We start from the raw sequence: 14,636 nt of genomic DNA, 5'->3' as shown, positions 1-14,636 counted from the left end.
CTTGCTTCGCGCAGCGAAACAGCTGCACGTCGAGCTAATTGAACGTTTGACCTAGAAAACTGACACACGTTCCAGTTGGAGGGTCTATCCTTCCGGCTCGGGAGCTCAGCAACCGCGGCGCCCTTCGACTGTTTGTTCAGGGAGTTTGATGAGTTCCTCGCTACGGAGGCGCTGCGCTGTCGCGTTTGCCGGGTCCGTGTTGCTGTCCGGGCCTTTGCTGATCGTCCAGCCGGCGACGGCCGCGACGTCCACGGTCGAGTTCACCACCACGTGCCGGGCCTCGGCCACGATCAACGTGACCAAGACTCCCGCCGCCTCGGTGACGGTGACGGGCCCCGCGACGGTCGCGCCGGGTGAGACGTTCACCTTCCGCATGCAGACGAACGCGCAGTCGTTCCCCGACTCCGATTCGGGTGCGTCGACGACGAACCTGTCGCGGCTCAAGAACGACTTCGAGGTCCCCTCCAACGCGACGTTCGTCAGTGCGTCGATCGTGGCGAACTCGGCCGTCAACATCTCGGGCGTTGCGCCGAGCGTCATCCGGGTCAACGACGGCGGCACCGAGGATCCGAACGGCACGATTCTCCGGATCTCCGGCGGCAACCAGGTCATCGGCAACGGTGCCTCCAACAGTGGCAACAGCGAGGGTGGCATTCTGGCCCCCAAGCTGAAGAAGAACATCGACGGCAGCAACAACGGCAGCGGGGACTCCTGGTTCCGGATGCCGGCGATCGACGTGACGATGGTGGCGGGGCAGTCCGGCGTCATTCAGCCGAAGATCCGCACGAGCGGTGACGCGGGCAGCTTCAACAACGACAGGAACTTCAGTACTCAGCTCGCCCGGGCCACGTTCTGGGGCAGCACACAGTGGGCGCCTACACGGTGCAGCCCGCGCAACGGGGAATCCAGCGGGCTGAACGCCGGCGCCGGCCCGCTGGCGACCATCCGGGTCGCCGTGCCGGACGCCGCCACCACGACGACGCTGACGGTGCCCGACACCGCCGCGACCGGTTCGGCAGTCCAGTTGTCTGCCACGGTCTCGCCCGCGGGGGCGTCGGGAACCGTGCAGTTCAAGGACAACGGGAGTGCCCTCGGGTCGCCGGTGCCGGTCGACAACGGTAGGGCGGTTCTGTCGTACGCGTTCGGCTCGCTGGGCACTCGCAGTATCACCGCCGAGTTCACGGGCGCATCGGGATTCGCGTCGTCCACGTCGGAGGCTCGAACCGTGACGGTCACGCCGCCGGTGACCGCGACGACGACGGCGGTCACGGTGCCGCCCAACGCCACCACCGGACTCGCTGTGGAACTCGTGGCTGCAGTGACGCCGCCCGGCGCGTCGGGAACGGTGCAGTTCAAGGACAACGGCAACGCCATCGGAGAGCCGGTTCAGGTGGCCGGTGGGATCGCGAGGCTGTCGCACACCTTCACCACGACCGGTGCGCACGGCATCAGTGCCAGCTTCTCGGGTGGTTCCGGCTTCTCGGCGTCGATGTCGGGCAACCGGACGGTGACGGTGTCCGAGCCGATGCCGGACGCGGTCGCGACCACCACCGTCGTCACCGCACCCGCGACGGCGGAGGTCGGCACGGAAGTGACGATCTCGGCGACCGTGTCCCCGACGCCCGCCGACGGCACCGTGCAGTTCCGTGACGGTGCCACCGATCTCGGTTCACCCGTGCTCGTGTCGGACGGTGTCGCGACGCTCGCGCACACGTTCACGCGCGGTGGGTCGCACCCGATCACCGCGGTGTACAGCGGCGGTGTGGGTTCTCTCGGATCCAGCGCCTCTCCGGTGAGCGTCGCCGTGACGGCGTCGAACATCGGGACCGTGACGTTGCTCAACGCTCCCGGTGAGGCCAAGGCAGGCGCGCCGATCGAACTGTGGGCCACGGTCTTCGAACTCCCCGACGGCATCGAGGTCTCGAACGGTGGCACGGTGCAGTTCCGGGACGGCGCTACGAATATCGGCTCGCCGGTGCCGGTCGTGGGCGGAACCGCCATGCTGGTGCACACGTTCGACGCCACCGGCACGCATGCGGTCTCGGCCGTCTACAGCGGGGCGGGCGCCTACGGCACCTCCACCACCGACGCTCAGGACATCAACGTCACCGCGGCTGCCGTGACCGATCTGGCGACGGCCGTCGAGTTGGGCATCCCGGCGTCGGGCACGGTCGGGAGCCCGGTGACCCTGACCGCACGCGTGATCGCTCCGCGGACCCCGCACGGCACCGTGCAGTTCTTCGACGGCGACAAGCCGCTCGGTGAGGCCGTGGACCTGGCGGACGGTCGCGCGAGCCTCACGCACACCTTCACCGGGACCGGCTCCCACACGGTCACAGCGAAGTACAGCGGCGCGGAGGGATTCATCGCCGCCACGTCGACTTCCGGAATTCTGACGGTCACCGAAGCCGGCGGCACCCCCGGCGGCGGCAGCATCGACATTCCGACCTTCGGCTCGTGAGCGGAAGCGAAACGATGCGCGAGCGAATGACGAAAATGACTATGGGGTACCAGGAACGGGAGATTGGCATGTCGAGTAGGACCAAGCGGAGGTTACTTGCCGCCGCGGGTGTGGCTGCGCTGTCGGCCGGACTCACCATCGCCCTGGGCGCGGGTACGGCCGGCGCCGCGTCGGGCACGGTGACGTGGACCGACGGCGGCAGCAAGTTCACGCGTACGGTGAGCAACACGACGCCGAACGAGGGTGAACTGATCACCGTGTCGACAAAGTTCGAGCGCACCAGCACTCCGGTCGAGTACATCCAGGCCGTGAAGGACATCCACCCGACCTGCATGACGTATGTCAGTGGAAACACTTCCAATCCGGAGACCGCGGCGGACTACACCCGTGTGACGGGGAGCTGGCCGGTGTATCCGCACATCAGCCCGAAGTCCCAGACGTTCGAGTTCACCTATCGGGTGGGCGCGGACTGTGCGCGTGGTGTGCCGTTGATGACGGCGATGCACTACAGCGGCTCGTTGGGGTCGGGGGAGTACAACGACAGGGGCCCGTCGATCTCGGTCGCCAAGAACACCACCACGACGGTGTTGGCTTCGGTGCAGGGTGCGCAGGTAGGGAAGTCGGTGACGATCAGTGCAACGGTGACCGGCGGCGCGGAGGGCAACCCGGTCGACTTCTACGACGGTGGGGCGAAGGTTGGCACGGGCCAGCTGAACGCGTCGGGTGTGGCCAGCTTCGTGTGGTCGCCGTCGACGGCGGGGACGCGGTCGGTGCAGGCGAAGTTCGCCGGCACGCCGTTCGCGAACGGATCCGAGTCGGCGACACAGTCGGTGTCCGTCGCCGAGGCGGACGTCCCGACCACCACGACGGTGAGCGTCCCGTCGAGTGCCCTCACCGGCACCGCCGTGGACCTCATCGCGGAGATCTCACCCGGTTCAGCATCCGGCACGGTGCAGTTCAAGGACGGCAACACGAACCTCGGTGAGCCGGTTCCGGTCACCGACGGTGCAGCCCGGCTGAGTCACAAGTTCACCTCGGTGGGCACGCATCCGATCACTGCGGCGTTCACCGGCACCGGATTCGTTTCGTCCGTCTCTGCGCCGCAGATGGTTTCGGTCACCGATCCGGAGTTGGTCACCGCGACGACGGTCACCGCGCCGTCGGCTGCTCAGACCGGTGTCGAGGCGTCGCTGTCGGCGTCGGTCAGCCCGAAGCCGACCGGTGGAACCGTGCAGTTCAAGGACGGCAACACTGCCATCGGCGGTCCCATCGCCGTCGTGGACGGCATCGCGACGCTCGACCATGCCTTCACGTCCGTCGGCAGCCACCGAGTCACCGCGACCTACTCGGGTGCAGCGGGATTCGAGCCGTCGACGTCGTCGCCGCAGTCCGTCTCGGTGACCGATCCCGTCGTGTCGCCCCGCGGAACGGTGACGTTGCTCAGCGTGCCCGGCGAGGCCAAGAGCGGCGTCGTCACCGATCTCTGGGCAACCGTCCGGACGTCGGCCGGTGTTGCCGTCGACGGCGGCACGGTCCAGTTCCGTGACGGCGGAGCCGATCTCGGCGCCCCGATCGCGGTGACCGACGGTGTGGTTCGACTGCCGCACACGTTCGGCAGCATTGGTGCACATGCGATCTCCGCGGTGTTCTCCGGTGTTCCGGCGCTCGACGGGTCGACGGCTGTCACGCGGATGGTGAACGTCACGGCGCCGGCGCCGACCGACACCGACACCGCGACGGCGTTGACGGTTCCGGCCACCGCTGCCGCCGGCAGCACGGTCCGGTTGTGGGCCTCGGTCGTGTCGTCGGGACCCGTCGACGGAACCGTGCAGTTCTTCGACGGTGACGCACCGATCGGGGAAGCCGTCGACCTGATCGACGGTGTCGCGACGCTCGATCACGCGTTCGCCACCTCGGGCGCCCACCGGATCACCGCGGTCTACTCCGGTGCGGCGGGCCTGAAGGGTTCGTCGTCGGACGTGCGCGTCGTCGAGATCACGTCCACCGAAACGACGCCCGGCGGCAACACCGGGACCGGCAGTCTCGCGGGACTTCCGTTCGGTTCCTGATCGGATCCACGGATCGGGGGCCCGGCTAGCGCCGGCCCCCCGATCCGTGTGTTGCCGTTACCAGCTCGGCCTCGAGCGCGCGTCTTGTACAGTGACTCGCGTTTCGTGCGCCGGCCCTCCCTGGAGGATCTGAGAGGAGCCACGCCGCTGCGCTTCGGGCTCTGATTCACGGCTGCGCGGCAAGTGCGATTTCGCCGATTTCCGATTACAACTGGACGTTCGTCCTATATTCTTTGGGCTGCTCATCTGTCGTGCCGCGGCAGAGACTCGGATGGGCGGTCGCGGGGGCGGCTGATGTGACCAGTAAACGTTTGACTGTGCTGCGGATTCACCAATCCCTCCGCACGGTCCATCGGAAGGAAGTTGAAGATGGCCCGATCATCGATTCGTGGCATCGTCACGAGAGTCACGGCGGGTGCTGTGCTTCTCGCTGCCGTCGGACTCGGCCAAGCTGTCGCAGGCCAGACCGTGGCCGCGGCCGATCCAGGCCCGCGTGACAGCGCGTCGCAGACGGTGACGAACGACAACATCACCGCCACGAAGACGGTCACCCCGGCGACCGCGTACCGCGGCGACGACGTCACCGTGAAGATCCGCCTCGAATCGAGCGGAGTCGACCGCTACCTTCGCGAGTTCACCGACTACGCCCCGGCGGGCTACGAACTGCGGTCGGTGACTGCGAAGGTGTGGCGCAGCGGCCCGACTCTGGGTGACTGGAACAAGGGCGGCCAGTACGACGGCACCCCGACCCAGGACGCGAACGGCGCCGTCAAGCTGTCGTGGCTCGGTGGCGGCGACTGCGTCGGTGCCGCGTGCAAGCTCGTGCTGATCGACAAGGGCGCCGATCTGACGTTCACCTACAAGGTGCGCAACGACGCACAGGTCGGGCCCCGCACGGCGGGCATGTCGATGAACGTCTACGCCTTCTCCGGAACCCAGATCTGGAACCCGATGACGGGCCTGAATCTGTCCGTCACCGAGCCGGCGGTGGCGACCACCACCACGGTCACGGTCTCGCCGGTGGCCAAGGTGGGGGCGACGGTGCCGCTGACCGCATCGGTCAACCCGGGTGACGCGACCGGATCGGTCCAGTTCAAGGAGAACGGCGCCGACATCGGTTCGCCGGTCGCAGTGACCAACGGCGTGGCCACGCTCGATCACGTATTCAACAACCAGGGAACCCGTTCGATCAGCGCGAGCTTCCTCGGGTCGGGCCCGTACGCGGACTCGCATGGTGCCGCGAAGAACGTCGCAGTCACCGTCCCCGGGCCCAACGATCAGGACACCACGACGGTCATGACGTCGCCTTCGAGCGCTGTGACCGGCACCGCGGTGAACCTGTCGGCACAGATCTCCGGCGCGACCGAGTTCCCCGGAACGGTCCAGTTCTACGACAACAACGCGCCGATCGGTGGCCCGGTCACGGTGGACGCCTCCGGCGTGGCCGTCCTGAGTCACACGTTCACGGCTGCCGGCCCGCACAACATCGCCGCGGTCTACTCCGGTGGTACCGGTGTGAACGGCTCGGTCGCCACAGAGCAGACAGTCAACGTCACCAACCCGGACCCGGGTCCGGGCACGGGTGGCACCGGGTCCTTAGGCAGCCTGTCCTTCGGCTCCTGACCATGTAGCGGGCCACCGATTCTCACTCGATGTGAGATTCGGTGGCCCGCCCCATTTTCGTCGGTACTTCCACCAGTGGCCGGACCTTCACCGGCTGCACCCCCGAAGGGAAACGGATATGACGCGATCGTCGTTACGATCTGCCGTCTCGCGAGTGATGGTCGGCGTGGTCGCGGTGGCGGCTGTCGGCCTCGGCCAAGTGATCGTCGGGCCGGGAGTGGCTTCGGCCGCGTCCAGCACGCAGACGGTGACGACCAGCAACATCACCGCCACCAAGACGGTCACGCCGGCTGTGGCGCTGCCCGGTCAGACCGTCGAGGTGAAGGTGCGTCTCGATGCGAGCGGCACCGACCGGTACATGCAGAACTTCACCGACTACGCGCCCGCGGACTACGTCCTGCAGTCGGTGACCGCACGTGTCTGGCGGAGTGGCCCTGCCCTCGGTGACTGGAACAAGGGCGGGCAGTTCGACGGCACCCCGAGCCAGGATGCGTCCGGTGCGGTCAGGCTCAGCTGGCTTGCCGGAGGTGACTGTGCCGGCGCCGCGTGCAAGCTGGTGCTGCTCGACAAGGGCGCCGACATCACCTTCACGTACAAGGTTCGCGAAGACGCGTCGATCGGCGCTCGTCAGGCCGGAATGGCGTTCAACATCTACTCGTTCGGTTCCGAGCAGTCGTGGAAGCCGTTGAACGGCCTCAATCTGTCGGTGGCCCCGTTCGGCACGACGACGGCGGTGCCGGCACTCGAGCCGGTCACCGAGGGTGACACCGCCACCCTGAAGGCCACGGTGACACCTGCGTCCGCCACCGGCAATGTGCAGTTCCGTGACGGCGGAGTCGATATCGGTGTGCCCGTCCCGGTCTCGAACGGGCAGGCGCAACTGCCTCATGCGTTCGACGTCGTGGGCAGCCACGACATCTCGGCGGTCTTCACCGGCACCGGACAGTACGCGGGTTCGACGTCGGGGACGACCCCGCTGCAGGTGAACGAGCTTCCGACGCTGAACACGACGACGACGCTGCAGGCACCGTCCTCCGCGGTGCAGGGCACGCCCGCAACGTTGACGGCGTGGCTCGACCCGGCGCAGGCCGCCGGAACCGTGCAGTTCAAGGAGAACGGATCCCCGATCGGTGAACCGGTCACCGTGAGCGGTGGTAACGCCCAGCTGTCGTACTCCTTCACTCAGCTCGGAAGCCGCAGCATCACAGCAGAGTTCACGGGCGGTAAGGGATTCGCGAACTCGGCATCCCAGGCTCGTTCGATCTTCGTGAGTGCGCCGGTTCCGCAGGACGCCACGACCACCACGACGCTCACCGTCCCGTCCACCGCCGAGACCGGTCAGCAGGTGACCCTGACGGCGACGCTGGATCCGGCGAACGCCGCCGGCACGGTGCAGTTCAAGGACGGCAACGCCGACATCGGTGGCCCTGTCACCGTCTCGAACGGCACGGCGACCGTGCAGACCACCTTCGCCACGGCGGGAAGCCGGAGCATCACCGCGGTCTTCACGGGCAACCCGGGCTTCAAGAACTCGACCTCGGCGCCTGCGACGGTGGCCGTGAGCATCCCGGTGACGCAGACGTCGCTGACATTGTCGGTGCCGTCCGACGCCCAGACCGGCTCGGATCTGTCGCTCACCGTGACGGTGTCGCCCGCGAACGCCGCAGGCACGGTGCAGTTCACCGACGGCGGTAGCAACATCGGTGGCGCCGTTGCGGTCTCGAACGGTGTGGCGAGCCTGCCGCACACGTTCACGACCGCCGGTGCGCACAGCATCGGTGCCACTTTCACCGGTGCGGCCGGCTTCACGAACGCGACAGCGACGCCGCGGACCGTTCAGGTGTCCGTGCCGACGCCGGACGACATCGTCACGACCACCACCGCCACCGTTCCCGCAACGGCGACCGTCGGACAGTCGGTGACGTTGTCTGCCACCGTCACCGGCGGCACGAACCTGCCCGGCACCGTCCAGTTCTACGACGGTGACACACCGATCAGTGGCAACGTCGCCCTCGTCGACGGCGCCGCGACGTTCACGCACACCTTCACGACGGCGGGCACGCACGCCGTCACCGCGCGCTACTCCGGCGGACAGGGCGCCAAGGCGTCGACCTCCGCCGAGCAGACGGTCCAGGTCACCGCGGCGGACGACGGCGGCGACGGCGGGACCGGCAGCGCCGGGTCGCTCGGCACCGTCTTCGGGTCGCTCGGCGGCGCCGGACGTTCGGGATCCGGGTCCTGAGGGTCTGATCTCCTGAACGCTTGACCGACGGTCCCCCGCCTCCAGCCGAGGCGGGGGACCGCGGTGTCCGCGGGATCGGATGTGTCCGCCGCCACCGCTCGACGGCTACGCTGCTCGATGTGGAACCCTTCTACCGAACGATCATCGGCATTGCTCGTGGCGTATTCGCAGGCCAGGGACTGAAGTTCACCGTGACCGGCGAGGAGCACATTCCCGCGCGCGGTGGGGCGGTGATCGCCATCAACCACACCGGGTACATGGATTTCACTTACGCCGGCCTGCCCGCCCGGGCCGTGAAGCGGTACATCCGGTTCATGGCGAAGAACGAGGTGTTCGTCAACAAGATCTCCGGTCCGTTGATGCGGGCGATGAAGCACATCCCCGTCGACCGGTCCGCGGGCTCCGACTCGTACCGGGCGGCGGTCCAGGCGCTGCGCGACGGTGAACTGGTGGGTGTCTTCCCCGAGGCGACGATCAGCCGCAGCTTCGAACTCAAGGAGTTCAAGTCCGGCGCCGCCCGGATGGCGCTCGAATCGGGCACCCCGGTGGTCCCGATGGTGATCTGGGGTTCGCAGCGGGTGTGGACCAAGGGATTCCCCAAGCGCCTCGGACGGACGAACACCCCCATCTCCATCGCGGTCGGCGAGCCGATCACGCCGTTCGAACCCGCGTCCGAGATGACGGCGCTGCTGCACACCCGCATGGAGGAACTGCTCCGCGGGGTGCAGGCGAACTACGACCATCCGGCGGGCGAGTACTGGGTTCCCGCGCGGCTCGGCGGCGGGGCACCGACGCTCGAGGAAGCGAACAAGATGGACGCCGACGAGGCCGAGGCCAAGGCGGCCGCACGCCGCCAGAAGGAAACCGGGGAGAGCTAGCTGCCGGTCCGGGTCCACGCGGGTGGTGAGATTGCGCTCACCGATCGCAACCCGGGGGCAGGAAGTCGCCGGTAACGGGCAGAATGGGCCCGGTGTACCCCGAACTCCCCAGCCTGGTCGCCAGTGACGTCGACGGCACCCTGATCGACGACGACGAACGCATCACCGCCCGCACCCGGGCGGCGGTACAGGCGGTGGTCGACTCCGGCACCCCGTTCGTCCTGGCGACGGGCCGTCCGCCGCGCTGGCTCGCCCCGGTGGTCGACGGTCTGGGCTTCGCGCCGCTCTCGGTGTGCGCGAACGGTGCGGTGCTCTACGACGCGGAGGCCGACCGGGTCATCTCGGCCGCGACGCTGTCCCTCGAGACCCTCGCGTGGCTCGCGGACCTGGTGGAGTGGGAACTACCGGGTGCCGGTCTGGCGGCGGAACGGATCGGTGCCAGCGCACACGACACCGCGACCGCACAGTTCGTCAGCGCCCCCGGGTACGAGCACGCCTGGCTCAACCCCGGCCACACCGAGATGGCGCCCGAGGACCTGCTGTCTGCGCCCGCCGTCAAGATGCTGATCCGTGTTCCCGGCGCGAGCAGCGCAGACATGGCCGCGAAGCTGCGCCCGTTGGTGGGGGAGCGGGCCGACCTGACGTACTCGACGAACAACGGCCTCATCGAGGTGTCGGCGCCGGGCGTGACCAAGGCGTCCGGGCTGCGGTTGATGGCGCAGCGGCTCGAGGTGCCCGCGTCGGGCATCGTCGCGTTCGGTGACATGCCCAACGACATTCCGATGCTGGCGATGGCCGGTCACGGCGTCGCCGTGGACAACGCCCACCCGGAGGCGAAGGCGGCCGCCGACGAGGTCACCGCCACCAACTCCGACGACGGCGTGGCAAAGGTCCTCGAACGCCTCTGGGCGAAGTAGGTACCCGCACACAGAAACGGGGCTGCCCTCCTCGAAATGTCGTGGAGGGCAGCCCCGTTCAGTGACGTCGATCAGTTGACCCGAACCGGCGCCTCGGACGCCGCGTCGACGGGAACCGGTGCCGGTGCGGGCTCCGGTGCGGCGGCCGGCGCGTTCAGCACCGTCGTGACCTGCCCGGTGACCTCGTCGAAGATCATCGATCCGCGCTCGAAATCGCTGCGCATGCCGTTGGCCACCCGGTACTCGTCGCTGATCGGCAGGCCGATGTCGCTCAGGGCACCACCGGATGCCTGCCACGACTTGAAGATCTCGCCGAGCATCGTGACCACTCCGCCCTGCGGTGAGGTGAAGATGGCGCCGTTCTGGAAGAACGCGTACAGCTGTCCGGTCGCGGTGGTGAGCAGGCCGGTGAGGGCGTCACCCAGCATGCCGCGGTTGCCGCCCATGGCGAGCCACTGCTGTGCGATCGGGTTGGAGTCCGCGATCGACAGGATGCCGTTCACGACGGACGGAATGTGCTGCGCCAGGTCGAGCGAGCCCGCCCCGTTGCCGCCGCCGTTGTTGCCGCCACCCGAGCTCGGTGTCGTGGGCGGCGGGTTGACGGTACCGCCGCCTCCGCTGTTGCCGCCGTAGTTGGCTGCGGCGATGTCACGGATCTGGCCCATCTGGGCGTACGCAGCGCCACCCGGGCACTCGGTGTAGCCGACGTCGCGGTGCGCGAAGATGATCGGCAGGTTCACGGCCGTGCCCAGCGGGTACTTCGAGAACGAGGTGCCCTCGGAGTACATCGTCGTGAAGCCCTTGGGATTCAGGTTCGCGAGCTTGAGCCGCCAGCCCAGGTACTTGCCCACCGACTCGATCGTGGCTGCCGGTGCCGGGGTGTTGACGAAGTTGCCCATCATGGCGATGCCGACGGTGTTCTCGTTGAAGCCACCGGCATGAGCACCCTGGACGGGGCGGTCGAGACCACCGAAACGACCCTCGAAGATCTGGCCGAAGCGGTCGACGAGCACGTTGTAGCCGACGTCGCACCAGCCCAGCGTCTGCGCGTGGTAGGCGTAGATGCCGCGCACGATGCCCGCCGACTGTTCCTTCGTGTAGTTGTTGTTCTCGGCCGTGTGGTGCACGGTCGCGCCACCGGTGGAGTCGTCGTACGTCGGGTTCTGGCAGCGGATCCCTTCGTTGGCGCCCCACGCCTTGCGAGAGATCACGTTGATGCCGTTCACCGACGTCGGCGTCGCGATGTCTGCGAGGTTCGAATCCTGCGGTCCGCTACCGGGATCGATGAGGACCGCGGCGATGTCGTTCGCGGTGACGGTGGCCGCGTGCAGCGGCTTGGCCACCGCAGCTGGGACGTAGCCCAGAGGCTGCTGCGTCGCGGGCGTCTCTGCCGTCGCGTCCGGCGTCGGTGCCTCGACGGGAGCTTCCGCCGGAGCCCCCGCGGCCGGCGCGGGCTGCTCACCGGCGCCGGGGGTGGTGGCGCCTGCAGCGCTGTCAGTACCTGCAGCACCCGCAGTGCTTTCCTTGGGGGTCACCAGGATCTGCACCGCATTGGTCTCGCCGACGAACACGGGATCGGTGCCCTGCCGACCGGACGGCGAGGCCATGTCGGCGCTGCCGCTCTCGATCACGTCGGGGGTGAACCACTCGCCCCACGACCCGTCGGCGAGCTTCGCGCGGAGCTTGGTGACCGTCGACTCCAGGTCCGGCGCGGTGAGCGCGACCATCGAGAACGGATCGTCCCGCGTGATCTCCTTGACCGTGGCGCCGAGCTGGTCGGCCGGAATCGTCGTTGCCTCGGGGGCCGGTGCCGGTGCGGGAGCGGCGATGTCGCCCGGTGCGGGAGGCGCGGCAGGCGCGGTCAGCGACGGTAGTTCGAGCGAACCGCCACCCGGGAGCGGGATCTCGGTGGGCAGCGGTAGGTCGCCCAGGCGGATGTCCGGGAGATCGAGCCCGGTGAGTTCCTTGAGTGGGATCACGATGTCGGGCACCGAGGCGAGGACGACCTCCGCGATCTGTGTCTCGATCGTCGGGTACGAATCGCTGGCGGAGCGGACATCGGACGGGTCGCTGTTCAGGGCCTGCACCGCGAACGGCGTGGCGACTGCCACCGCGGCGACTGCAGCCAGAACAATCGAGTTCTTCGGTCGACGGTGCGGCAAGGCGAATTCTCCTCGTGGTAGTGCGCGGGGTGTCTTCGTGCGCTGCGAGCGACCTCTCGGCCGGACCGATCCCGGTGGGGTCGGGGTTCGGACTGAATCCTGGGGGCTGCCCCGGGAGGAAGTCCACAGATCATCCGAGGATGTCTGCAACTTGTGATGCAGATGTTACTGATGTGATTGGTGTTACCTCAGTGGTAGCTGTTGCCAACACCAGTCACAGTTGCCACACTAGTCGCAACATCCATAACGCTCAACCTTAGCTTGAGCCTTTTGGGAGTGTGCAGGTCGGGCGGCTGCTTCGCTCCAGATCCACGGCAGCTGCGACGTCGGCACGACCGTTTCCGGACCTCGCGCGATGTTCCGGACCCTTCATCGATGAGGAGCGCAGTATGGCGACCCCCCGTCTCCGCAGAGCAGCGAATCGCGGTGTCCGTGTCCGACGACGATTCGTGGTCGGGCCTTCCTGGTCCCTGTCCCGGCTGACGGCCTTCGGGCTGGCCCCGGCCCTCGCGGTCGGGGCCGTCGTGGGACTCGCGGCATTCGAGCGCGACTCCGAGCCCGCGATCGCGCCGGTGGTTGCCGCCGAGACTCCGATCACGCTGAACGGCCACGGCTACGGACACGGCCGCGGGATGGGGCAGTACGGCGCCTACGGCTACGCGAAGAATCAGGGCTGGTCCGCGGAGCGGATCGTCGGGCACTACTACGGCAACACCACCCTCGGCCGGGTCGACGATCCGTGGGTCGCCGTACGACTGCTCGGCCGCGACGACAAGCGCCTCGACGTCTACTCGCCGGCGGGTCTCAACGTCGCCGGCCGCTACTTCGGCCCCAATTCCTCTGCACACCTCACCCCGAAGCCCGGTGGCGCCGACGTCACCGTCACCGAGGGCTGCACCGGCCGCGAGATCTGGCGAGGCTTCACCAACCATCCGTGGGTCGACCCGGTGAACCTCGGCGCGAACCGTCCGACCAACGAACACCTGCGACTGTGCGACGGCAACGTCCCGTACCGCGGCGCGATGAACGCCACCCGTGACGGCAACGGCGCCTGGCGGACCGTGAACCGGGTGCTGATGGAGGACTACCTCTACGGGGTGGTCCCGGCCGAGTCGGTCCCGTCGTGGGCCGACTCCGGTGGGCGGGAGGCGCTGCGCGCCCAGGCCATCGCGGCGCGCTCGTACGCCGCGGCCGAGCGCCGCTACGGGTACGCGCAGACCTGCGACACCCAGTCCTGCCAGGTGTATCGCGGCTCGTCCAACGAGGACCGTCGGACCACCGACGCGGTGAACTCGACCGCCGGCACCGTGCTCAAGCGCGGCAACCAGACCGTGGCCGCCGAGTTCTCGTCGTCGTCCGGTGGGTACACCGCCGGCGGCGTCTTCCCGGCAGTCGTGGACGACGGCGACGTCATGTCCCCGAACCGGAACTGGACGCAGACCGTCACGGCCGGAGCCATCGCGAACGCGTTCGGGGTCGGGGAGCTGTTCTCGTTCGAGGTGATCGGCCGCAACGGCCTGGGCGCCGACGGCGGTCGCGTGACCCGGGTGAAGGTCGTGGGCTCGACCCGCACCGTCGAGGCGTCCGGCGACGACGCGCGGTGGAAGCTGGGGCTCAAGTCGGACTGGTTCACCGTCGGTGGCAGTGGAGCGCCGGGGCCGATCCCGGGACTGCCGCTGCCCCCGGGGTCGCTCGAGTCGATCCCGTTGCCGCCGCTGCCACCGCTGCCCGAGATCACGCCCGGTTCGCTCGAGTCGATCCCGCTGCCCCCACTTCCGCCGCTGCCTCCGCTCCCGGCGCTGCCGGGCTCGACCGGGCCGCTGCCGATCGCGGAGCCCGTCGACGTGACGGGGGTCGCGGACGCCGGGGAGGTCGCCGCCGTCGCGGATCCGGAGTCGCCGATCGACGTCAAGTACCGCGAGCTCGGGGGCCCGGCCGGCAGTCTCGGTGAACCCTCCGGTCCCGAGCTGATGCTGGTCGACGAGTCGGGCAAGTTCCGCACCTACGCCGGCGGCACCATCGTGTGGACGCCGACGCTGGGCGCGCAGGTCGTCGACACGAGCGTCGTCCTGCAGCAGCTGCCGCCCGGCAGCGGCGAGACCGCGCCGGAAGGTGCCCCCGCGTAGACACCTCTGTATAAGGGGGACGCCGGCAGCCGGCGTCGAACAGGATCGGGCAGGAACCGGGGAGTACTCCACGGGTTCCTGCCCGATTCTCGTTTTCGGTCTTGACCTTGACGTCGCGTCAACCTGCACGCTGGAGGGACCGACGAAGATCGAGGTCG

General features: G+C 68.4%; 8 protein-coding genes. 7 read left to right on the top strand and 1 reads right to left on the bottom strand.

All coding sequences use genetic code 11. From position 1 onward, the window contains the following. Nucleotides 1–148: 148 nt before the first annotated feature. The 6 genes from AC1RIF_RS10825 to AC1RIF_RS10800 all read left to right on the top strand — a co-directional run bounded on the left by AC1RIF_RS10825 (nucleotide 149) and on the right by AC1RIF_RS10800 (nucleotide 10,190). Nucleotides 149–2,461 carry an Ig-like domain-containing protein gene (locus tag AC1RIF_RS10825; RefSeq protein WP_492601377.1) on the top strand — a complete coding sequence of 771 codons (2,313 nt, stop codon included), beginning with the start codon at nucleotides 149–151 and terminating at the stop codon, nucleotides 2,459–2,461. A gap of 68 nt (nucleotides 2,462–2,529) precedes the next feature. After that, on the top strand, nucleotides 2,530–4,530 hold the full coding sequence (locus AC1RIF_RS10820; protein ID WP_492601376.1) for an Ig-like domain-containing protein: 2,001 nt from the start codon (nucleotides 2,530–2,532) through the stop codon (nucleotides 4,528–4,530). Between the two features lie 369 nt (nucleotides 4,531–4,899). Next, nucleotides 4,900–6,153 (top strand): Ig-like domain-containing protein, encoded by a 1,254-nt coding sequence (locus AC1RIF_RS10815; protein ID WP_492601375.1) that lies wholly within the window; start codon nucleotides 4,900–4,902, stop codon nucleotides 6,151–6,153. 157 nt (nucleotides 6,154–6,310) lie between these two features. Next, on the top strand, nucleotides 6,311–8,395 hold the full coding sequence (locus AC1RIF_RS10810; RefSeq protein WP_492601864.1) for an Ig-like domain-containing protein: 2,085 nt from the start codon (nucleotides 6,311–6,313) through the stop codon (nucleotides 8,393–8,395). Between the two features lie 119 nt (nucleotides 8,396–8,514). Then, a complete protein-coding gene (locus tag AC1RIF_RS10805) occupies nucleotides 8,515–9,273 on the top strand; it encodes a lysophospholipid acyltransferase family protein (protein ID WP_492601374.1) in 759 nt (252 codons plus the stop codon). A 92-nt stretch (nucleotides 9,274–9,365) separates the two neighbouring features. Further along, the gene (locus tag AC1RIF_RS10800; RefSeq protein WP_492601373.1) at nucleotides 9,366–10,190 is read left to right on the top strand and encodes an HAD family hydrolase; all 825 of its coding nucleotides are present in this window, start codon (nucleotides 9,366–9,368) and stop codon (nucleotides 10,188–10,190) included. 71 nt (nucleotides 10,191–10,261) lie between these two features. Here AC1RIF_RS10800 and AC1RIF_RS10795 read toward each other — a convergent pair whose 3' ends face one another. Beyond that, on the bottom strand, nucleotides 10,262–12,352 hold the full coding sequence (locus AC1RIF_RS10795; protein WP_492601372.1) for an N-acetylmuramoyl-L-alanine amidase: 2,091 nt from the start codon (nucleotides 12,350–12,352) through the stop codon (nucleotides 10,262–10,264). Nucleotides 12,353–12,741: 389 nt separating this feature from the next. Between AC1RIF_RS10795 and AC1RIF_RS10790 the strand changes: the two genes are divergently transcribed. Further along, nucleotides 12,742–14,478: a SpoIID/LytB domain-containing protein gene (locus AC1RIF_RS10790; RefSeq protein WP_492601371.1), complete on the top strand. Its 1,737-nt coding sequence runs from the start codon at nucleotides 12,742–12,744 to the stop codon at nucleotides 14,476–14,478. Nucleotides 14,479–14,636 lie beyond the last annotated feature (158 nt).

This window comes from Prescottella sp. GW823-FHT02E09 (assembly GCF_058797375.1).
This window is presented reverse-complemented; position numbering and strand designations above follow the sequence as displayed.